Raw genomic sequence first — 21,298 nt, forward strand, 5'->3', positions numbered from 1 at the left:
CCACAAAGTTCTTTATTTTCCAGTTGCCTTTGTGTAACTATTGTTACAATGACACAGAGAGAGGATTTTTACTTGGAACGTTTGTTTGGATTGCGCTTAAAAAATGCATACGCTTCTTGAAACGGCAACACCCACTCCGGAGTAAAATCCAGAAAATTATGATAATCGGCCTCTTGATCGTCATAGGCTAAAAAATACCAAAATTGCGCTTCCTCAAATCTTGAATAGTTTTTAGAAGGCTGGTATTCTTTATCATAGAAAATTTGATGGTAAGTGGGAATCTTCTTATAGGACAAATACAACTTTTTAAAACTGATTCTAAGGTTTCCGGAAAGGGTATCTTTATCACATATGGCCGTATAAAATCCCGCATCCAGGATTGTATTTGCCGAACGAATCACCACACTGTCGGAAGTGTAGTCATTCATTTGATAAAGTGGAAGTGCTAAATAATGATAAGGACCTTTGGCGATAGGCTCGCGAAAAATCCCTTTTTCCTGAAAGTATTTTTCTTCTCCGTAATGCAGGTGCAGAGAGTCAAAGTGATGGGAAACATATTTTTGCAGCGGCATCAAGCTCTCCGGTATTTTTAGATAAGAGTCATTGATTTGTTTTCTCTCAGCATAGACTCGTTCGAAACGGATACGTTTATAAATGAAATTACCGGCATAACCACAAAACACCGCCACCACCAGGACAAACAATGTTCTTTTAATTTTCTTCTTCATTTAAACGTATGGTTAAGTTTTCCGAGTATAACTCGCCAGTAAACGTATAATTCAGCCTTATTTTAGTAATAAATGGCTTATAATCTCTTAAATGTTGGAGAATATACCATGCTGTAAACTCTTCATGTTTTCTAATAAACTTTTTAAGGATATCAGGAGAATCCAAGCCATAATGGTCTAAAATCTCTAATTGGATTTTCCCTTGATAGGCATCGCCATCCAAATCAAATTCGTTTAGATAAATATTAAAAGCTTGTGTACCATCAATTGTAATTCCCAAACCTCCAAACTTATCTGGATAAGACAGGCTATTGAGGTCTTGTAAGTTCAATCCTAACATATCTGGCTTCTCTTCAATTTCATTCCTCACATACTGAGTAATCATGTCATCAACTTTTAATGCGTTACTAATACCAGTATTTCTTCTAATAGCATCTGATAAAATGGGAGCAAGGCCAGAAATAAAATTTTCTGTTGAATTATGAGATGCAATTGCCTTATTTAGCCTTGGATCTTCAAAGAAATTTATCGTTTTTGTATTATTTTGGAAAAAATCAATCATATCATGTAAACAGTCATCTAAATCACCCATAGCCCAATCATCCGCATCGTTTTTGAATATATCAAATAACTTATCATCTGAGTGTACATTATACTTTTCAATCTGTTTCATGGCATATTCTACTATATTATCTCGCTCTTCTATTTTATCTTCATCATTTCCTACAGTTATACCATATGCTTCTTCATATGCTTGATTTAAACGAGTAAGCATTTTTATCCGATCAGCAGGTAATTGAAAACCTAAGTTAGTAATATCTTCCTTTGTTACGTCAGAACCTTGGGAATCTTTAACCACTCCTGCTCTTCTCATAGAACGTGCAATGGCCATGGGAAAAACAACTAGTTCAGTTTGTATACTTACTCCCTTGGAAGGGCTATTACAGTAAGCATAGATTCTTACCCTCTCACATTTCCTTGGAGTATATTTGTAACAAATATCATCACCCTCAATATATGCCTCAGATTGAGGCAAGTCATTCAACTCCCCACAATCATCTATTTCTACACTCCATTTTACTTTTTTAAGTTTTTCTATCAGGGTTACATCCTGAGAAAATTTAGTTGCTTTAAACACATAGGTTTTTCCGGAAAACATTTCTTCTACTAACTCTCCACCTTCAGTAAAAGGCCCTTCCATTTTTTTTACTAAAAATTCAACTATTCTGAGCTTAGTTGTTTTTAATTGTGGGTGATTAGGTTGGCCCGAAGGATACACTGTAGCAACAATTTCTTTAGTGTCTTCATCAATATATACTCTGTATTTATTACCACTTCCTATTTTTTCAACTTTTAGATTTCCCATAACTCTTGCTTCTTCAAATGGTTTATAGTAATTAGAGTGTATAATAAGTTATACAACTATTACTCATAATAGTAAGTATTTTAATAAAATTTAAATTGCATTATTTTTATAATTCCCACCAAACTAACTACAAATAATTACAATCCAATCATTTTATTTGTTTTTTATTATGTAATTTTAGGTATATAATTAAACAAATCCCCTTGTAATAACCTTTAATTTACTCTTCCTACCTAGTGAAGCCACACCTTACTCCTCCAAACATCAAGGTTTATTTCAATTAAAACATTTCCTATAACGTCCCAGCCTAAGAGCTGGGCATTTATGGTTTGATTTTTATAATTTTATGCTTTCACACAGCAAGCTTTGATCACCATGAACACTAGCCAATCGTTAACGGACTTTTACAAACAGGTCTCCTTTAAAGATCCAAATGTCAACCTCCAAGCACAACAAGCCAATGAATGGGGGCATTTTAATGTGTATAGGAGGAGTGATTTCAGCAGTTCTTGCACCCACTACAAACCTTATAACCGAAGGGACTTTTTTAAAATCTCTCTTGTCATTGGCACCGGGACGTTATATTATGCAGACAAAGGCATTGACATTTCTCAAAATGCTTTGTTATTTTCCAACCCTAACATCCCCTATGCCTGGGAAGCCCGGTCAGAAGTACAGGAAGGATACTTTTGCCTTTTTACCGAAGGCTTTGTCAATACGGACTACCAAAGTGAAAACTTGTATTATTCCCCCTTGTTCAGAGTGGGTGGAAACCCGGTCTTTTTTGTAGACGAGGCACAAACCGAACGGATAAGCGGACTATTTGAAGAAATGCTCAAAGAAATCGCTTCGGATTATCGATATAAATTTGACTTGATCCGCAACTATATGAACCTCATACTGCATGAAGCCTTAAAAATGCAACCGGCCGATTCTTTTTTCCAACATCATGATGCCGCCTCCCGCATTACTTCGCTGTTTCTGGAATTATTGGAACGGCAGTTTCCCGTGTCTTTTGAGCATTCCTTACAACTGAAAAGTGCCAATGACTATGCCTTTCGCTTGTCTGTGCATACCAACCACTTGAACAGGGCAATAAAAAAAGTTACGGGCAAAACCACTACCGGGCATATTACGGCAAGATTGCTACAAGAGGCCAAAGCATTGTTACAACATACGGACTGGAACATTGCCGATATTGCCTATTGCCTCGGCTTTGAAAGCCCGGCATATTTCAATAATTTTTTCAAAAAGCAAATGAGCATCACCCCCAAACGGTTTAGAGGGTAGTTGATGCAATTCTCTAATAGGAAAGTAGATCACGAAACAAATCCACTTTAGTAACCGCCAAGGTTTCACCCGGTATTTCGTTGACTAACCGTTCTCAATTTCTATTTGCTTACAACCTCCCCATCCTCCTGTTTGAATTTTATAATTTTTGGTTTGAATAGCGAAACTCGCTTCGGCAGCAGCCTGATACCTTTGTAGATAATAATGAAGTGAATTAAACTTTTTCTTTTTCCTAAAAAATGTTTCAAAAACGCCTCCTCTGTGTTACTTTTTTCAACAATAGTTTTGGCTATTCTTTTCAAAAAGTGCCTTGATGAGCCGATTTTGATTCCATTTCCGGTCAAAAACCATACGTTTAAACCACTTCAATTTTAAAAAACCTAAAAACTTAATTATGAACTACAGAAAACTCGGAAAAACCAACCAACAAATATCCGCTATCGGCTTGGGCTGTATGGGAATGAGCTTTGCCTACGGTCCAAGGGATGACCAACAGTCAATAGCCACCTTGGAACATGCCTTGGACTTGGGGGTCAACTTTTGGGACACGGCCGATATGTATGGCAAAGGGCACAATGAAGAACTGGTCGGGAAGGTATTACAACAACATCGCGACAAAGTATTCCTGGCGACCAAATTTGGTTTTCGTTACGAAGAGGGATTTGATCCGAAAGATATGAAAACCTACAAAACCTATTTTGACGGTCGTCCGGAATATGTAAAGCAAGCCTGTGAAGCCAGCTTAAAACGATTGGGCATCGATACCATAGACTTGTATTACAGCCATAGAGTGGACCCCAACGTTCCGGTTGAGGAAACCGTAGGCGCCATGGCCGAACTGGTAAAAGAGGGAAAGGTCCGTTATCTCGGTCTCTCTGAGGCTTCGGTAGAATCACTCAAAAAGGCATATGCGGTACATCCCATCTCGGCATTGCAATCCGAATACTCACTGTTTACCCGAGATATTGAAAAAGCAATTCTACCGGTTTGCCAAAAGTTGGGGATTTCGTTGGTTCCTTATAGTCCCTTAGGCCGGGGAATGCTTACCGGAGCGATAAAAGAAGTTCCTAAAGAGGAAGATGATTTTCGCAAAACGCTCCCCCGCTTTCAAGAAGAGAGTTTTCTTCACAATAAAAAGTTAGTGGATAAACTGGAGGAAATTGCCCAACAAAAAAATTGCACTCCGGCACAACTGGCCTTGGCCTGGTTGCTGGCAAAAGGAGAAAATATTCTTCCGATACCCGGCACAAAAAAGATCAAGTATTTGGAAGAAAATGCAGGGGCGGCTGATATTACACTTTCTACCGAAGATATGGACAGTATTACGGCTCTCTCCGATACGATCAAAGTGCATGGCGAACGCTATTCGGAAGGGGCCATGAAACTGGTGAATAATTAATTTCAACCGGAGTAAGGAGACTCAACAGGCAGCCTTTCAAAACCCAACAAAAAGGCTTGCAGTCGAAAATGCTCAACTGCAAGCCTTTGACCTTTTAGTTTATTTATCTCTTAACTTTTACACCTGACTTAATCCGCCATCCACTTCCAACTCCACCCCATTGACAAAGGAAGCATCTTCGGAAACCAAAAATAACACCGCTTTGGCTACTTCTTCCGCAGAACCAAACCTGCCCAAGGGGACTTGCTGTGCCATTTGTTGCCCCATGGCATCCAGCTCTTCTTCCGACCTGCCCATTTTAGTATAAATCGGGGTTTCGATAGGACCCGGAGCGACACTTACCGTCCGTATTTTCTTGTCGAGCAATTCGTTGGCAAGCACTCTGGAAAGCGATCTTAAAGCCGCCTTGGTAGCCGTATACACACCTGAGCCCGGAAACCCTTTCTGGTGTACGATAGACGTGTTGCTTACGATCACGGCCTCTTCATTTAAATAAGGGATGGCCTCTTTGATGGTGAAAAACGGAGCTTTTACATTAATGGTAAAATGTTCATCAAAATGCGCTTCGGTGATTTCAGCCATGGGGGCAAATTTGGCGATTCCCGCATTCAAAAAGAGGATATCGATTTTACCATATCTCTCCACCGTCTTCCGGATAGCCAATTTGGAAGCTTCCAAATCCCTTGAGTCGGCCAGAAATGCCGACACCTCTCCTTCTATGGAATGTACCGCTTCTTCAAGGGCTTCCTGCCTACGGCCTGTAATCACCACACGGGCACCTTCTTGTGCAAAAAGTTGGGCGGTGGCCAAGCCAATTCCACTGTTTCCACCGGTAATAAAAGCGACTTTGTTTTTTAATTTGTTCATGATTTTTTCTTGTTGGATACTGTATAAAATAATTATGTGAATTGAAAGGGATCTCCTTGGTTTAAGCCTTTATGAATTCATACATTTAAATATATCTATATTTTAATTTAAAAAAGAACCCCGTTCTTAACCGGGACCTCCTAAAACTTTCTGTGTGTCTTATGTCTTACTTGCCATATGGAATTACAAGTATAAATAAAATATTTAAATATTTGAATGTATCTATTAATATTTTTCGTATCCTCCAAAAGATCCACTAAATTCGAGGATGGAAAAGGCAACCCAAAACACCTCCCTCATGGACAACAATTTTGCAAAAAAACTCTACGACCCCGGTACTTTTAGAGAGCAAGGACATCAAATGGTTAACCTACTGGCGGATTATCTGGAAAAGGTAAGTCAGCAAAAAGATGGCATTCCTGTAACTCAATGGAAGTTTCCTAACCAACAATTGACGTATTGGCAAGAAGCCCTGCAAAACCCCAAACTAAATTTACCGGATTTTTTCCAACAAGTGCTTGATCAATCCATCCATTTGCATCATCCCAAATACATTGGGCATCAAGTCTCTCCGGTGGCACCTCTAGCCGCATTAACCTCGTTGGTTTCCAGCTTTTTGAACAATGGCATGGCGGTTTATGAAATGGGCGCTACCGCTACGGCCATGGAGCGGTTGGTCATACAAGAATTAAGCAAAGTATTGGGCTTTGATGAGCAGGCAGATGGTTTCTTAACCTCCGGAGGCACCTTGGCGACTTTGACCGCACTGCTCGCTGCCAGACAGAAAGTAAGCCAAGGCAATATCTGGGAAAAAGGCTTGCGCCAAAAACTTGCGGTAATGGTTTCCGAAGAAGCTCATTACTGTATAGACCGGGCTTGCCGGATCATGGGTTTTGGTGCTGAGGGGGTGATAAAGATCCCAGTCAATGCACAATTTCAGATGGATACTTCCTTACTGGAGGAGTATTACCAACAAGCTCAGGCCAATGGGTTTGAAGTAATAGCCATCGTGGGTTCTGCCTGTTCGACTTCCACCGGATCTTATGATAATTTAGAAGCAATAGGCCGGTTTTGTCAAGGCAAACCATTGTGGTTTCATATAGACGGGGCTCATGGTGGCGCTGTAGCATACTCTTCCCGATATGCTTCTTTGTTAAAAGGAGTCACTCAAGCCGACTCCATCATCATCGATTATCATAAAATGCTGCTGACTCCTGCATTGGCAACGGCTGTTGTCTTCAGAGAAGGAAAAGATTCTTATTCTGCATTCGCTCAAAAAGCTCAATACCTTTATGAACAAGACGAACAGGAATGGCATGAACTTGGGAAGCGCACCTTCGAATGCACCAAATATATGATGGGGTTCAAAGTGTATACTTTGCTGCGCACCTATGGCCCGGAACTCTTTGAAGCCAATATCGACTACTTGTATCAGTTAACACAACGCTTTGCCCGACTTATCGAAAGTCGTCAAGACCTGGAGTTAGCGCTCCGGCCTCAAGCCAATATTATTTGTTTCCGATACACATCAGCAAAAAAATCCACCGAAGAACTAAATACCATTAACCGGAACTTGAGAAGGCAACTCTTAGAGAAAGGAGAATTTTATATTGTCCAAACACAATTGAAGGGGCTTGTGTACTTACGGGCTACTCTTATGAATCCGTTAACTACGGAATTGGAATTAACACAACTGTTGGATACCATCGGAAAGCTACTCAAAGCCGAAATGTTATCAACTAAGTAGACGCTTTAAAAAAGGGATAAAAGCAGGGTAAAATATCTTTATACCGATTGCTCTTTTTATCCCCTTTCGCGTTGGTTTACTTTATCGCCTTGGACCTTATGCATCTTTATTTTCCTCTCTCCAATACTTGATGGGAGGCTTTCCGGTAGCCGGTAATCCGGATTCCTTCCTGTTGTGGTTCTACAATGGCATAACTGTTATTTTCCTTTCCTTCTCCATCCACCACAGCCAAAAAAGTGGAATAGTGAATCCCCTGGATTTCCGCATGTTTTTCTTTATGGATATGTCCTTGAAATACAGCTTGTACCTTGCCGGAAGCTTCTAAAACCGCCCGCACAGCCGCTGCATTTTTCACGGTATAATTTCCTTCTTCTTGCAACAGTTGATGGCAAAATACAATGACAGGAAACTTCGTTTTGCTCAGATCTTTTTGCAGCCAATCCAATTGTTCTTGTGGGATATTGGCATCCGTCCAATCATAATTACCGTGATCATATGCTTTTCCTTCACTGGTAAAATTGGCATCCAGTACCACGAAGTGCCAGTGTTTATGGTCAAAGGAATAATAGGTTTTTTCTTTGGGGATTCCCGAATTTTTAATATTTCCCTGAAATTGGGATTTGGAAATACTGTCCATATCATGATTTCCCAACACATGAAAGCGCTTGCCTTTAAATTGCGCAAACACCTTTTCCAGCGCTTGCAGATAGTGAATGGTTTGTTGCTCTTGAGGGTCTTTTGCCTGATCTTTGAAATCGCCCAAATGGATCAAAAAATCTACATTCTGCTCATTCATCAATCCCACACATTCTTGAAGTTTGGTTTTTGATTCGCGATAGTACCTTTTGCCTTGAGGCTCCCGGTCGGCATAGTGGGTATCTGTGACCACGCCAAAACGCAATGCTTTTTTCATCTCTTTGCCAAAGGATGGGAACGTGCCCAATGCCGTAGCACCTGCCGTCAAAGCGCTTGTTTTTAAAAATTTCCTACGGGTAATTGTCCAGTTTTTCACAATGCTTTTGATATTTTTTTAAGGAATAATTATTAACAATAAGGCGTGATTAGCCGCAAAGGCTTACTTCTTCATTGAGGACAAAAAACAAGCTAATTGCCCACTGGCGAAACTCAAATTCCTTTCCGTAAAGCTCAATGCATCTTCCAGCGTACATGGCCCCGGCACAATACTGAATACAGCATCAAAGTACTGATTCAATGCAATAGTCTGTTCAACACTTCCGGCAAGGGCTACTACTTTTTTCTCAAACTGCTTTGCCCGTCGGGCAACTCCCACAGGCGTTTTACCTTTCAGGGATTGCCTGTCCAGGCTGCCTTCTCCGGTAATGACCCAGTCCACTTGTTGCACTATGGTATCAAAGGCAAAAGCGTCCAATACCAGATCGATCCCATTGCTTAAGGTGGCCTCCAGGCAAGCTACAAAGCCAGCCGCTATGCCCCCGGCAGCCCCTCCACCCGGTAGCTTGGTAATATCTTTTCCTGTTGCTTTTTCAAGCAATTCCGCCCAATGGCTTAAGCCCTCTTCCAACATTTCCACCTGTTTGTTTGTAGCGCCTTTTTGCGGGGCAAATACTTTGGCAGCGCCTTGTTCGCCAATCAAGGGATTGGAGACATCACAAGCAATCTCAAGCGAAATTTCTTTCAACCTTGGGTCCAGCCCTTGTAAATCCACTTGTTGCACTTCAGACAAGTTGACCTCATAAGGGTTTACCACCACTCCTTTTTGGTTCAGAAAACGAACACCCAATGCCTGTAAGGCCCCTACTCCACCATCTACCGTTGCACTCCCCCCTATGCCCAACAGAATTTTTTTTGCGCCTTTATTTAAGGCTTCCACAAGCAACTGGCCTGTTCCAAAACTAGAGGCTTTTAAAGGGTTCAACGCATCGGGGCTGAGCAAATGAAGCCCCGATGCTTCGGCCATTTCGATGACTGCCAGTTCTCCCTTACACCAACCCCATTTCGCCCTTACCTCATGCCCTAAAGGATCTCTCACTCTGGCAAATAGCTCCTCACCGGACAATGTATGCAGTAATACTTCTACAAAATCATTTCCTCCGTCCGAAACGGGTAACTCGATAATTTCCAAGGACGGGTCTTTGTACAACAACCCTTTGGCAATCGCCGTTGAAGCCTGCTTCGCGGAAACACTTCCTTTAAAAGCTCCGGGTGCCACAAGAATCTTCGTCATTGGCTTGTCGTTCTATTTCATAAACTACGTTATGCCCTCCTTACCCCCGGGCTTCGTTATCAATTTTCTCAATTAACAAATCCGAATAGGAACGGGCAATTAAGTCCTCTTCTTTAATGTCCAACAAAGTTTTATAGCGTTTACACTGCTCGGTTAATTTTTCTTTGTTCAGGCTTCCTTCTTTATCAATTGCTTCGATTTCCACAAAATTCCCGAGATCCTTTACCTCATCCAGATGAAACTTTACATTTTCAATAAAAAAGATTTTTCGCTCTTTCTCCACCACTACTTTTACACCCACTGTTTTTTTAAGAATTACTTTTAACTGGGCAATATCAGCGGGTTTATATAAATCCACCACTGAATCTTTGGGACCTTTTAGGTCATTGCGATCGTAACTGATCAGCGCATTTTCAATATTTCCTTCCCGTAGTTTCAGGCGAAAATTACTGGCATCAAAATACGTGTCTGTTTGGTGATCCGTACCTTTTAACACCGCTCCTTCCTTCATCAGGATGTCTTCGGCTTTCGCCAAATCTTCATATTTAGCTTTAATCTCTACATTTAAGTGTGTCATAACAGGAAGTTTATTGTTGGTGAATCAGTTAAATTTGGACGCGTATAAATTTACTTCCAAATCCTTAAGTTCTTTTTAAAAATGCGGATATTTTTAAGGAAACAGTGTGTTCCGGCACCTTTCTCACCCAAATTCTTTTCCATTAGCAAGGAGAGTTCCTTCTATAGTTGCGAAAGATTGTATTCAAAATCAAAAAATCGCTTTTGGATTCCACCTTTCCCCTTTATATAATTGTTAAGAAATAACAATAAGCAGTAAAGAAGATGAGAGTTCATCCCAATGGAAAAAGGGATTTGGAGGTGCTTCCAGGAGAGAGAGCCGCTCGAAAAAAGTTTACGAAAAGAATATTCTAAAAAGATAACTAACAACATATCAATGAATCGATTCAACCACCGGCAGCAAATGCCAATGATCACTTGTTTACTTTTCTTTTTATGCTGGGGAATGCTTTTGCCAGGATATGCTCAAAAAAAACCGGCAAGCCAGGATAAAGGGAAATATGAAGGAGAAACCCGCTATGGAGTGATTAAACACGGACAAGGGAAGTACGTATGGCCCGATGGCAGTATATACGTAGGCAAATGGCGCAATGACGTGATGCATGGCTATGGCACCTTGGAGTTTTATGACGGGAGCAGTTATTCGGGAGAGTGGCATAACGGGTTTATGGAAGGGGAAGGTACTTACAAGTGGCCTAACGGAGATACTTATACGGGGGGATTCCGCAATGGAAAAAAGAGTGGCTATGGCAAGCTATCCAAAGTAAACGGAGAAAAACACGAAGGCCAGTGGCTCGGGGATATGTGTAATGGTCAAGGTACACATACCTACCCTAACGGAGATCGCTATATAGGCGATTGGAAAAATAATATGCGGCAAGGAAAGGGGATCATGATCTACCGGAATGGTGATGTGGAACAAGGCTCTTGGGTAAAAAACGAGCATGTGCCCTGCTATTGCAGTAAAAAGGTAGTGACTGTAGAAGAAGCCTATCAATCCTCCGATGCGGTCTTTGTAGGCGTGGTTAGCAAAGTGACCCCCATGGAATCGTATGATGTGGTGGAATTTGAGGTAACTTCCTATTGGAAGGGAAAACTCTTTCCGGAAAGAAGAATCTATCTCAGGGCAGGTACCAGCTCTTGTGATCATGTGTACTTTGAAGGCGAATCGTTCTTAGTATATGCTAAAATGGAAACCGAATCGCTGTACTATACCGATAAGTGTACCCGTACGGCCCGCTTGTCCAAAGTGGTATACGACCTGAAAACCTTGGAAGAGATTGTGCCCTGTAAGTCCACCGCCAATGACAAAAACTTAACCTATTATAAAAACAGTGACCCTGTGTGCGGATGCGATGGGAAGACCTACGAAAATGCCTATCATGCCCAGAAAAACGGCATACAGTTTTGGAGGGCAGGAAAGTGTAACGAATTAAATGAATAAGTTCAGCTTAGTTGTGCTACGGGGTCCCAAATGTTTCATTAAAACTGCATGTACAATTGGTTTTTCACAAAGAGTATGATTAAATTCTACCTTTACTACCATAGAATTTTCACCTAGCACTCAAAATTGTTCAAACCTTGGAGCCAGTATTAAACGCCCATCGCCTCACAAAAACCTACCGGACAGGTAGTGAGTCGGTGGTTGTGCTTCAAGATGTATCCTTCCACGTTTACCCCGGGGAATCTGTGGCCATCATAGGTGCTTCGGGCAGTGGTAAAACCACCTTGCTAAATCTGCTTGCCGGGCTGGACCTTCCCGATCAAGGAGAAATATTCCTGGGTCCGACTCAACTGAATCAATTAACTGAAAATGACCGGGCATATATGCGAAACCGATATATTGGCCTGGTGTATCAGGATTACCAGTTGCTTCCGCATTATACAGCCTTGGAAAACGTTTTATTCCCCTTGGAAATCCTTCGGCAAACCTCCGGCAAAAAGGAAAAAGCCCAAGCCTTGTTATCCAAAATGGGATTATCAGAACGGTATTATCATTACCCAAGTATGCTTTCCGGAGGAGAGCAACAAAGGGTAGCCATCGCCCGCTCCATAGTTACCCAACCCTTGATCTTGCTGGCTGATGAACCTACAGGTAACCTGCACCGGGAAGCTTCTGATGAAATCACTACACTTCTTTTCGAAATGAATAAAACTCTGGCAACCCCTATGGTCATTGTCACTCATCAAATGGACTTGGCCATGCAATGTGACCGGGTGTATCAAATGGCTAGGGGAAAACTAACACCGTATATTGAAAAAACCTTAAAACCGTCTTAAACAATTGAATAAGTTGAGTCCTATACCGCGCCCTTCGACCAACCTGTTCAAAGACCGGTGGATTTGGCGGTTTATGTGGAGAGATATGCGGACTCAACCGGAGCGGGTTGCGTTATTGTTATTATCGATTATTTTAGGAATAGCCGCTTTAGTAGCCATTACCTCCTTCAATGAAAATTTAAAATCGGATTTGGAAAACCAAGCTAAAGCGTTGCTTGCCGCAGACTTGGTTTTGTACAGCAGCCAACCTTTCGAAAGTGCAGAAGTAGCCCTCCCCGATTCATTTGCCAACCCCAGTGCCTTGGATGCCCGCTTGCCGTCCATGGTCCAGTTTCCCAATACTTCTCAAAGCCGGTTGGCTCAAGTGATCGGAATAGAAGGCCCCTACCCCTTTTATGGAAATTTTGAGACCTATCCTCCACAAGCATTGGCCTCTTTTCGTTTGGGTAGAGGCGCATTAGTCGATGAAAACCTGGCGATTCAATACAATTTGCTCATCAATGATTCTATCAAAGTCGGACAGTTGATGCTTCCCGTAGTCGGTTATGTTACGAAAGTACCCGGTAATATCAACTTAATTACCTCATTGGCTCCGTCCGTGTATATTCCCTACCGGCAATTAAAAAATACGGCCTTGATCCAAAGGGGAAGTAATGTTACCTACCGGCAATTTTTCCGGTGCATTGGGGAAGAGGATGATCAAGACCTTCTGGCAAAACTCAAGCCTTATATCCGCAAGTACGGGTACAGTTTTGAAACTTTGGACTATCGAAAAAAAAACCTCTCCGAAGCATTTGATCACCTGTACCGATATATGAACCTGCTCAGCTACCTTTCCTTGGTGTTGGGCAGTATTGGAATAGCCTGTAGCATATTGTTATATACCAAAGAAAAACGCAAAAGGGTGGCACTGGCCCGGAGCATAGGAGCCAGTAGCCAGGCGATGTATTGGGTGTATTTGCTTCAGTTAGTTTTCCTTGCCCTTGTGGGTAGCCTGATGGGAATAGCCATGGGAAATGTATTACAATTGCTTATCCCACTGGTACTGAATGAATTCATCCCTGTACGGCTACATTTTTCAATTTCATTGCAAGCTACCTTGAGCGGGTTGACTTATGGCTTGTTGCTTACTTTATTGATCGGCTCGATTCCCTTGTTACAAATGCGGAGCATCCCGGCCTTGTCCATGCTAAAGGCCCCCAAACTTACGAATTCCTGGCAGGTCAAAATCCGCAATTTTTTCCTGATTGCATTGATTCTTCTATGCATGGTAGGCATTGCCATCCGCCATGCAAACGATCCGGAGCTGGGTTTGCTATTTTTCGGAGGGGTAATGGCCTGTATTCTTTTCCTTTGGTGCCTGGCAATTCTGTTGTTAGTAGGAGCGTCACTCTTGGCCAAACGGTTAAAATTCGAGTGGAAACAAGCCTTTTCAAACCTGCATCGCCCCAATAACCAAACCGTAGTGTTAGTGGTGATCATCGGTATGTGTGCATTTTTAGTCGGGACGATGAGTTTGGTAAAAAGCAGTTTATTACGACAGGTACAAATTGCCGGCAAACACAACCGGGTAAATTTGGTTTTGGTCGATGTACAACCCGACCAAAAAGAGGCCGTATTACGGCAAGTGGCAAATTATCAACTCAATACCCGGGAAGTCATTCCGGTCATCAATACCAGGATTAAAAGTATTCAAAACCTTTCCATAGATGCATACAGCGACTCTACGGGAGTTCCCAATTGGGCCTTATATATTGATTATCCGGTCACTTACCGCAGCGAATTATCCGAAGGGGAAGTCATCGTAAGCGGTGAGTTCCCCAAAAGCCAAAATGACTCCGTATTTGTCTCTGTGGACCAGCAATTGGCCGAAAAACTACAATTGCATTTGGGAGATCCCATCCGGTTCAGTATTCATGGAATAGACCTGGAAACCTACGTAGGCAGCATCCGGAAAGTCAACCGGCTCAAGTTACAAGCTAATTTTGTGTTTATTTTTCCCGAAGGCATCCTGGAAAAGTCCCCTAAATTTTATGCGATTTTAATTGATTCGCCCACGAAACTAAAGACAGCAAGTTTTCAAAACCTGATTTCTGAGCTTTTCCCGAACATTTCATCCATAGACCTGAATATTCTGCTGCGTTCTTTAAATGAAGTCATTGACAAGGTGGCATTTGTCATTCATTTTATGACCTTTCTCTTTCTATGTATTGGGATCGTTATCTTAATCAGTAGTATTTCCAATAGTAAATACCTCCGCATTCAGGAAACAGTGTTATTACGCACTTTGGGGCTGGTCCGGAAGCAACTTTTTACAATCAATTTAATTGAATTCGGCTATTTGGGTTTTTTCTCTGTTTGTACGGGCTTTTCTTTGGCCTTTTTGGTCAGTGAAGTATTGTTAAATTACTTATTTGAGATGCCGGTCCGGCCAAATTACCTGGAGCTGACTTTATTTTCTTTAGGGATTGGCCTGCTCATTATCATGATTGGTTGGTGGAATTACCGGAATATACTACGGGTTTCTCCTATGCAAATACTCAGGAAAGTGCAATAAAAAACAAACACAAACCGGGTTAACTTTTGTTTGTGCTTGTTTTAAATTTCCATCAAAAGGAATACTCTCCATACGCCTCAATCTAACCGCTCCCAATGTTCTTCTACTTTCCGGTTTTTAAAGTTTTCCAAATTGAGCACTCCCGACAACTGACAATATTCTTTATCCAAAATACAGTCAAATACAAGTTGCTCCCCCACCCAGGTAGAGTCCCAGCTGTAAAACTCCACATTGCAAAATAGTTGTCCGCTGCTCAAAAAATAAGTGCCGCCACCAGCTCCTGCGAAATGTTGATTTTCGACATCGTAAATCGAAATCACATAATAATTATCCGTAAAGATTTCGATCACGGTAGAGAGTGGTTCAATCATTTTGCCATTGCGATTCAGCATAGAGACATTGAGCCAAGCTCCCATCATCGGATGGTCCTGAGAACCGGCTTCCATTTTTTGAAAAGTACATTGTTGATTGGCATCCCCCCCTCCATTCATCCAAATGCACAATTTATTCCGTTTGTCTTGGTCCAAGAGGACTTTGAATGCATGAATGGCACCAAAATTATTTTCGTTCTCCGAATCGTATTCAGTATAAAAGGAAATACTTTCTTTTTCAAAGGAGTAACTGCCTCCTTTCGCCGAATAGAATTGACGATCGCGTGGGTTGAACCGGACAAAAGTCCAATGTTTTTTAGAAAAGATGAGCAAACTGGTGTGAGAACTAAAATCCTCCGGGACATTTTCGATAAACCGGATAAACGGATTGCCTGATACCAAACGCCAAGTGCCGGATAAGTTACTCACCTCCTCACTTATTTGTTTGTTTTCCGAGGTCAAAAAATCGCTTTTTCTTTCTCCTTTGGTACATGCCGTAAAAGTAACCACCCATACCACCATGATAGTTAGAAGTCTGTTCATTGTTCTTGAAAATTTAGTTTCAAAATGGCCAATTTCAGTTAGTCCATTGAGACGTTTATTCAGTTGGTGAGGCAGGATTATAAGGTCGGTTATAGTCTACGTGATTACTTGAACTTAGTTAGGAATTTATGTTCAAATTTGAAGTTTCCTACTTAGAAGGAACAAATAAATCGAGTAAAAGTCAATAAAAAAGCCTAGTATTTTGGGTCGCACATTGTTAAATATCCATTCCCCTTTTATGGCTTGTAATCCTTTATGACTTCGCCTGTAAATAGTCACCTTGTCACATTTAATATTTGTTCGAAATCACCCGGTTCTTACCTCAACAGTCTTCTGTCAAAGTTCCGTAAGGGTTGAGTCTCTTTCTTGAATTCGCCCCGTTTCCACCCCCACCTACTTCCCAGGTTAGAAGCATACAAGAGGCCTCAAATTCTTTTATTTCAAACTATTCTGAAACTTCGTTAATTACAAAATTAAATATCCGGTTTACCATAGCCTCCACCCCCGGGAGTTTCCATGACAATGACGTCCCCAGGATACATCATACATTGATCCACACCGTTCAATGATTGGACGGCTCCCCCCTTACGTACCACCCATTGCCTGCCAGGTCTTGCTTCTTCTCCCCCATGTATGCCGAACGGTTTTTGCACCCGGTGTTGTGCAAGGATTGTCAATTCGGAAGTTTCCAAAAAGCGGATTTTACGTATGAGTCCTTTCCCTCCCCGAAACTGTCCTTTTCCTCCGGAATCCTGCCGGATGGAAAACTCTTCCAACCGGACGGGATAGCGTTTTTCCAAAACCTCCGGATCCGTAATGCGCGTATTGGTCATATGATGATGAACCGCATTGGCCCCATGAACCCCCCGGCCGGCTCCGGTCCCTCCCGCAATGGTTTCATAATATCCATAGGAGGCATTGCCAAATGCCAAATTGTTCATGGTTCCTTGGCTGGAAGCAGCTATCCCCAGGGCCTTGATTAAGGTATCGACCAACCGTTGACTGGTCTCCGTATTTCCACCTACCACTGCCGGGCATTCCTCCGGATTGTCTGAAAAGCCGGGGTTAAGAAGCCCCTCAGGGATGATGATTTTTACCCGTTTTAACAAGCCTTCGTTGAGCGGAACCGGTTTTTGCACTAACAATCGCAAGAAATAAATTACTACGCTGTTGACAATCGCCGGGGTAGCGTTGAAATTTCCTGGATGCACCGGGCCCGTGCCCGAAAAATCTATCGAGAGGATATTGTTCTTTTCAAATTGCAGTTTTACTTGAAGAGGTGTACCGTCATCTAAATACTCTATTGCTTCAAAAGATTGATTTAAGAAAGGGTGAATAGCTTCTGCCACCCACTCCGCGGCATGTGCTTTTAACCGCTTCATATACATTTTCACCTGATGCTTTGAGTGCTTTTCACAGAGGCGCTGTAAAGCCTGCACACCGGCATTTAAAGAGGCCAAGCCTCCACTTAAGTCGGCCAGGTTTTCATCCGAAGACCGGGATGGATAAGGGCCTTCTTCCAACATTTGACGAATTGCTTTCCAATGAATACTATTTTTTTTCACCAGGTAACGAGGGGAAATTACCACCCCCTCTTCGGCCAGATTTTGTGCATCGGGAGGCATAGACCCGGGCCGTTTACCTCCTAATTCCGCATGGTGTGCCCGGTTCGCTACATAGCCGATTAATTGTTGTTGAAAATATACCGGACTGATTAATGTGATATCGGGTAAATGAGAACCCCCAAACCCAGGGTGATTGGTAATAACCACATCTCCTTCATTCATTGGGAATAACGCTTTTACCTTCCGCACACAAACGCCTAAGCTGCCCAAATGCACGGGGATATGTGGTGCATTGACTACCAATTCGCCATTTCTGTCCAGCAAAGCGCAAGAAAAGTCCATACGTTCCTTTACATTGACCGAAAACGCAGTCCGTTCCAATACGGCTCCCATTTCTTCGGCAATCGCTTTAAACCGATGTGTAAAGAGTTCCAGGTTTACGGCTTCAATGCCGGAGGACATTTCCGAAGCAGGAACTTCACTTTTAATTTTCCGTATCAAGGCATCCCCTTGTGTTGTTATTTCCAATGCCCAACCGGGTTCTACTACGAGGGTGCTGGTCGAGGTTGTAACAATAGCCGGCCCCTGAATTTCTTTTTTGGGTACAAGCTTTTCCCAAGGATAAACCGGGGTAGAGTACCAGGTTCCGTTAAAATATGCTTGTTGATATTCACCAGGAACTATCGGACCTTCCACGTCTCTCAATTCTTTTTCCGGAGGTGCTACCGGATCATTCTCCAATACAGAAGCCACAAGCTTTACAGACTCCACTTCAATTTCCCGGTTTTCCAGCCAGTGCCCATATAATTTTTGATAAGCCTCCCGAAATGAATAAAGAATTGCAGATCTCTTTTGGTATTTGATTTCCACACAATGTTCTTGTCCAGCAAATCTCAAGTAAAGGTATACAAACCTTACCCTCATATGCTTCTCGGAATACCCCTCGCTTTTCAATTGAGTATAAGCCTCCATTTGAAGTTGCTGCAAGATACCGTCCAGTTGACCTATCATAACTCGCAAAGGTGCTAACACTTGGCGTATAGCAAAGCGTTCTACAATGGCCTTTCCTATACCATAGGCACTTAACAAACCTGCATCATACGGGATCAATACCGTATCCATATGCAAGAGTCCGGCAATTGCACAGGCATGTTGCCCTCCGGCACCACCAAAACCCAAAAGGGCAAAATCTCTAGGATCATGGCCTTTTCTGACAGAAATTTCGCGAACCGCTTCAGCCATCTTTTCATTGGCAATGGCCAAAAACCCAGAGAGGATTTCCTCTCCAACAAGCGGCTTTCCGGCTTGAACAGAGACTTGTCTTACTACATTTTTCAGTTTTTGCCGGGCTTGTTCTCTATGTACCGGAATGCCAAAATTATCCGGGATTAAACGGCCCAAAAGCAAGTTAACATCTGTAACGGTCAGGGGGCCTCCCGCTCCATAACAAGCCGGTCCCGGAAATGCCCCCGCACTTTCCGGTCCCACATTCAACTTAAACCCATCAAAAGAACAGATAGAACCTCCTCCTGCCGCAACTGTCTCAATGGCCAAGGCAGGACTCAACAACGTGGCATCACCCACTTTTAACTCATACCGGTAGTCAAAGTCCTCGTCTATCTTGGATACATCAGTGCTGGTTCCTCCCATATCCAAAGTCAGTACCCGGTTATACCCCATTCGGCGGGTAACATCCCTTGCTCCCACCACCCCACCCGCCGGACCGCTCAACAAGCTGTCTTTCGGGTGATACATTCCGGCAGCGACCAAACCACCTGCACTTGTCATAACTTTGAGAGAGCCCTGAGGAATATTTTCTGATACTTCGGAAAGGTATTTTTCCATTACTGTCGATAAATAGGCATTTACCACAGCTGTCTGCGCCCGGGGAACAATTTTAATATTGGGGGCCAATTCGTAAGAGGCTGACACATATTTCCAACCGGACCGGACCAGCATCCGTTTTAATTTTTGTTCGTGAAGAGGATTGACATAACTATGCATCAGAGCAATGGCAATCACCTCACAACCGGAACTCTTGAGGGCCTCAAAGGTCTCGAAAAGGGTACTTTCCTGTAAGTCTTGTAGTACGGTGCCATCTGCTCCGATCCGCTCCTCCACTTCTACCACATAGGAATAAAGCAAGGGGGCTTTCTCTACCGAAAGGGAAAATAAGTCCGGCCTCTGTTGGTTTCCTATTTCCAATACATCTTGAAACCCTTTTGTCACGAGCAGTCCCACTTTGGCCCCCTTTCTTTCCAGTAGTGCATTGGTTCCTTTGGTAGAACCGAGACGCATTTCCAGGGGAGGCAGAGGTTCTTGTAAACCGCATTGTGTAATCATCCGTGCGGCCATAACCGGTGCTTCTTCCCCGGCCGTCACTTCAAACTCAACCGGAAAATCCTCCTCAAGGTCCAATGCCTTACTTAATTCCAATGTTTGACGCTTGTGATCAACATGCAAGACTATTATTCTCTCCGCATTTTCCCTCCCCAAATAGTTAAAAGTATACCCGGCCAAAATATCTTTTTCAATTGGCCAGTTTGCCTGTATCCGATACGTTTTGTCCCCCACTCTGGCTAAAAGTCTTCCTCTTAAGGAAGAGGAGCTCAATAGTTTAACGCGTTTCAAATACCCTTCCGGGGAGAAGGCCAATGCATCGGTAAACGTCCCTCCCGTATCCACCCATATTTTCCATTTTTTCTGTACCATAGGTTTGAATAAACGTTTGTAAACCGAAGCAATCTACACAAGGTTAACGGTCTCTGTTTTTCTGTTTTTAAGGTAAACAAAAGGCCGGTACCTATCAAGGTTTTACATATCCCAATTCCTTGACTGTTAAAATAAGAGCCTATTTAAACATGTACCCAAATGGCTTGTTTAATAAATAGCGTAATTATTTTCTTTGCAGACTACGGCTTGTTGTGTTTTACCTATATTAGAGCATGTTTAAATTTCATCCTTTGGTGGTAAAACGGATTTTAAACATACTCTTAAGTAGCGAAAACACAGAATGACTTACAAAAAGTAATCTACCATTACTTAAACTAAAAACAACCACTAATGAAAACCATAATACACCGCGCTGAAACCCGGGGATATGCTGATTTGGAATGGAAAAAATCGTATTACACCTTTAGTTGTGAAGGATACTTTCAACCTGAGCGGATAGACTTCGGAAATTTAAGGATTTTAAACGAAGAGCTTATCGAACCTACGACCGGCTATCCGGCACAACCCCATGATAATATTGAAATTATTTCTTTTCCACTTCAAGGAAGCCTCTATCACCAAAACACACAAGGAACCACTGATATACTGCAACCAGGAGAAATACAAGTGCTCTCCACTGGAAAGGGGATCATTCATTCAGAACAAAACCCTTCCGAAAAGGAAAGACTACAATTACTCCAGCTCTGGATCTTTCCTAAACAAAAGGATTACTTGCCGGATTACAAAAAGCAACAATTCCATTACGAAGAAAAGGCAGGAAAGATTTGCACCATGATTTGCCCCGAACCATCCGGAAAGGAACTAAAGATCAATCAGAATGCCTATATCAGCACCAGTATCTTAAGAAAAGGTGACATCTTACCCTATTTGATCCATAGTCCCGGGCAAGGCACCTATGTATTTGTGCTTTCCGGTAAGATACATATTGCCGGCATGTGGATGGACTCAAAAGACGGGATGGGCATTTGGGAGACGGAGGTTTTTGAAGTAAAAGCCGTTTCAGAAGAAGCCGAGATTCTTTTGATTGAAGTACCTATGGAGTTGGCCCAGTATTAATACGAGAGCCACTG

The 21,298-nt window shown here is 42.4% G+C and carries 15 protein-coding genes; 7 read left to right on the forward strand and 8 right to left on the reverse strand.

What is annotated here, in order from left to right; all coding sequences use genetic code 11:
- Nucleotides 1-68 precede the first annotated feature (68 nt).
- Together AAG747_RS25575 and AAG747_RS25580 are read right to left on the reverse strand one after the other, a co-directional pair.
- Nucleotides 69-728, reverse strand: a complete 660-nt coding sequence (locus tag AAG747_RS25575; RefSeq protein ID WP_346824095.1) for a hypothetical protein — start codon at nt 726-728, stop codon at nt 69-71.
- Nucleotides 712-2,094, reverse strand: a complete 1,383-nt coding sequence (locus AAG747_RS25580; protein ID WP_346824096.1) for a DUF3289 family protein — start codon at nt 2,092-2,094, stop codon at nt 712-714. Before AAG747_RS25580 ends, AAG747_RS25575 begins: the two co-directional genes overlap by 17 nt.
- Before the next feature lie 375 nt (nt 2,095-2,469).
- On the opposite strand from AAG747_RS25580, the gene AAG747_RS25585 reads away from it, so the two are divergent.
- Together AAG747_RS25585 and AAG747_RS25590 are read left to right on the forward strand one after the other, a co-directional pair.
- Entirely contained in the window at nt 2,470-3,384 is a 915-nt protein-coding gene (locus AAG747_RS25585; protein ID WP_346824097.1) for a helix-turn-helix domain-containing protein, read from the forward strand.
- A 394-nt stretch (nt 3,385-3,778) separates the two neighbouring features.
- Nucleotides 3,779-4,783: an aldo/keto reductase gene (locus AAG747_RS25590; RefSeq protein ID WP_346824098.1), complete on the forward strand. Its 1,005-nt coding sequence runs from the start codon at nt 3,779-3,781 to the stop codon at nt 4,781-4,783.
- Between the two features lie 117 nt (nt 4,784-4,900).
- On the opposite strand, the gene AAG747_RS25595 is transcribed toward AAG747_RS25590, so the two are convergent.
- On the reverse strand, nt 4,901-5,650 hold the full coding sequence (locus AAG747_RS25595; protein ID WP_346824099.1) for a glucose 1-dehydrogenase: 750 nt from the start codon (nt 5,648-5,650) through the stop codon (nt 4,901-4,903).
- A 298-nt stretch (nt 5,651-5,948) separates the two neighbouring features.
- On the opposite strand from AAG747_RS25595, the gene AAG747_RS25600 reads away from it, so the two are divergent.
- Complete coding sequence (locus AAG747_RS25600; RefSeq protein WP_346824100.1) at nt 5,949-7,397, forward strand: pyridoxal phosphate-dependent decarboxylase family protein; 1,449 nt, start codon at nt 5,949-5,951, stop codon at nt 7,395-7,397.
- A gap of 106 nt (nt 7,398-7,503) precedes the next feature.
- Here the strand turns inward: AAG747_RS25600 and AAG747_RS25605 are convergent, their stop codons facing one another.
- The 3 genes from AAG747_RS25605 to AAG747_RS25615 form a co-directional block, all read right to left on the reverse strand.
- Nucleotides 7,504-8,409, reverse strand: coding sequence for a metallophosphoesterase (locus tag AAG747_RS25605; protein WP_346824101.1), 906 nt, complete (start codon nt 8,407-8,409; stop codon nt 7,504-7,506).
- 63 nt (nt 8,410-8,472) lie between these two features.
- Nucleotides 8,473-9,603, reverse strand: coding sequence for a glycerate kinase (locus AAG747_RS25610; protein ID WP_346824102.1), 1,131 nt, complete (start codon nt 9,601-9,603; stop codon nt 8,473-8,475).
- 40 nt (nt 9,604-9,643) lie between these two features.
- Nucleotides 9,644-10,180 carry a class IV adenylate cyclase gene (locus tag AAG747_RS25615; protein WP_346824103.1) on the reverse strand — a complete coding sequence of 179 codons (537 nt, stop codon included), beginning with the start codon at nt 10,178-10,180 and terminating at the stop codon, nt 9,644-9,646.
- Between the two features lie 375 nt (nt 10,181-10,555).
- On the opposite strand from AAG747_RS25615, the gene AAG747_RS25620 reads away from it, so the two are divergent.
- The 3 genes from AAG747_RS25620 to AAG747_RS25630 all read left to right on the forward strand — a co-directional run bounded on the left by AAG747_RS25620 (nt 10,556) and on the right by AAG747_RS25630 (nt 15,016).
- Complete coding sequence (locus AAG747_RS25620; protein ID WP_346824104.1) at nt 10,556-11,623, forward strand: hypothetical protein; 1,068 nt, start codon at nt 10,556-10,558, stop codon at nt 11,621-11,623.
- 137 nt (nt 11,624-11,760) lie between these two features.
- A complete protein-coding gene (locus AAG747_RS25625; protein WP_346824105.1) occupies nt 11,761-12,459 on the forward strand; it encodes an ABC transporter ATP-binding protein in 699 nt (232 codons plus the stop codon).
- Between the two features lie 13 nt (nt 12,460-12,472).
- A complete protein-coding gene (locus AAG747_RS25630) occupies nt 12,473-15,016 on the forward strand; it encodes an ABC transporter permease (RefSeq protein ID WP_346824106.1) in 2,544 nt (847 codons plus the stop codon).
- Between the two features lie 77 nt (nt 15,017-15,093).
- Here the strand turns inward: AAG747_RS25630 and AAG747_RS25635 are convergent, their stop codons facing one another.
- Both AAG747_RS25635 and AAG747_RS25640 read right to left on the reverse strand, forming a co-directional pair.
- Nucleotides 15,094-15,930: a hypothetical protein gene (locus AAG747_RS25635; protein ID WP_346824107.1), complete on the reverse strand. Its 837-nt coding sequence runs from the start codon at nt 15,928-15,930 to the stop codon at nt 15,094-15,096.
- Nucleotides 15,931-16,403: 473 nt separating this feature from the next.
- Nucleotides 16,404-20,207 carry a hydantoinase B/oxoprolinase family protein gene (locus AAG747_RS25640; protein WP_346824108.1) on the reverse strand — a complete coding sequence of 1,268 codons (3,804 nt, stop codon included), beginning with the start codon at nt 20,205-20,207 and terminating at the stop codon, nt 16,404-16,406.
- Between the two features lie 351 nt (nt 20,208-20,558).
- Between AAG747_RS25640 and AAG747_RS25645 the strand changes: the two genes are divergently transcribed.
- Nucleotides 20,559-21,284 carry a pirin family protein gene (locus tag AAG747_RS25645; RefSeq protein WP_346824109.1) on the forward strand — a complete coding sequence of 242 codons (726 nt, stop codon included), beginning with the start codon at nt 20,559-20,561 and terminating at the stop codon, nt 21,282-21,284.
- The last annotated feature ends 14 nt before the right edge of the window (nt 21,285-21,298 follow it).

The organism is Rapidithrix thailandica (genome assembly GCF_039710355.1).
In the GTDB taxonomy this organism is placed as follows: domain Bacteria; phylum Bacteroidota; class Bacteroidia; order Cytophagales; family Flammeovirgaceae; genus Rapidithrix; species Rapidithrix thailandica.

What these genes read in the sequence shown, in the direction of transcription:
- AAG747_RS25575 (WP_346824095.1), bottom strand. Translation starts at nt 728, where the DNA reads ATGAAGAAGAAAATTAAAAGAACATTGTTTGTCCTGGTGGTGGCGGTG.
- AAG747_RS25580 (WP_346824096.1), bottom strand. Translation starts at nt 2,094, where the DNA reads ATGGGAAATCTAAAAGTTGAAAAAATAGGAAGTGGTAATAAATACAGA.
- AAG747_RS25585 (WP_346824097.1), top strand. Translation starts at nt 2,470, where the DNA reads ATGAACACTAGCCAATCGTTAACGGACTTTTACAAACAGGTCTCCTTT.
- AAG747_RS25590 (WP_346824098.1), top strand. Translation starts at nt 3,779, where the DNA reads ATGAACTACAGAAAACTCGGAAAAACCAACCAACAAATATCCGCTATC.
- AAG747_RS25595 (WP_346824099.1), bottom strand. Translation starts at nt 5,650, where the DNA reads ATGAACAAATTAAAAAACAAAGTCGCTTTTATTACCGGTGGAAACAGT.
- AAG747_RS25600 (WP_346824100.1), top strand. Translation starts at nt 5,949, where the DNA reads ATGGACAACAATTTTGCAAAAAAACTCTACGACCCCGGTACTTTTAGA.
- AAG747_RS25610 (WP_346824102.1), bottom strand. Translation starts at nt 9,603, where the DNA reads ATGACGAAGATTCTTGTGGCACCCGGAGCTTTTAAAGGAAGTGTTTCC.
- AAG747_RS25615 (WP_346824103.1), bottom strand. Translation starts at nt 10,180, where the DNA reads ATGACACACTTAAATGTAGAGATTAAAGCTAAATATGAAGATTTGGCG.
- AAG747_RS25620 (WP_346824104.1), top strand. Translation starts at nt 10,556, where the DNA reads ATGAATCGATTCAACCACCGGCAGCAAATGCCAATGATCACTTGTTTA.
- AAG747_RS25635 (WP_346824107.1), bottom strand. Translation starts at nt 15,930, where the DNA reads ATGAACAGACTTCTAACTATCATGGTGGTATGGGTGGTTACTTTTACG.
- AAG747_RS25640 (WP_346824108.1), bottom strand. Translation starts at nt 20,207, where the DNA reads ATGGTACAGAAAAAATGGAAAATATGGGTGGATACGGGAGGGACGTTT.
- AAG747_RS25645 (WP_346824109.1), top strand. Translation starts at nt 20,559, where the DNA reads ATGAAAACCATAATACACCGCGCTGAAACCCGGGGATATGCTGATTTG.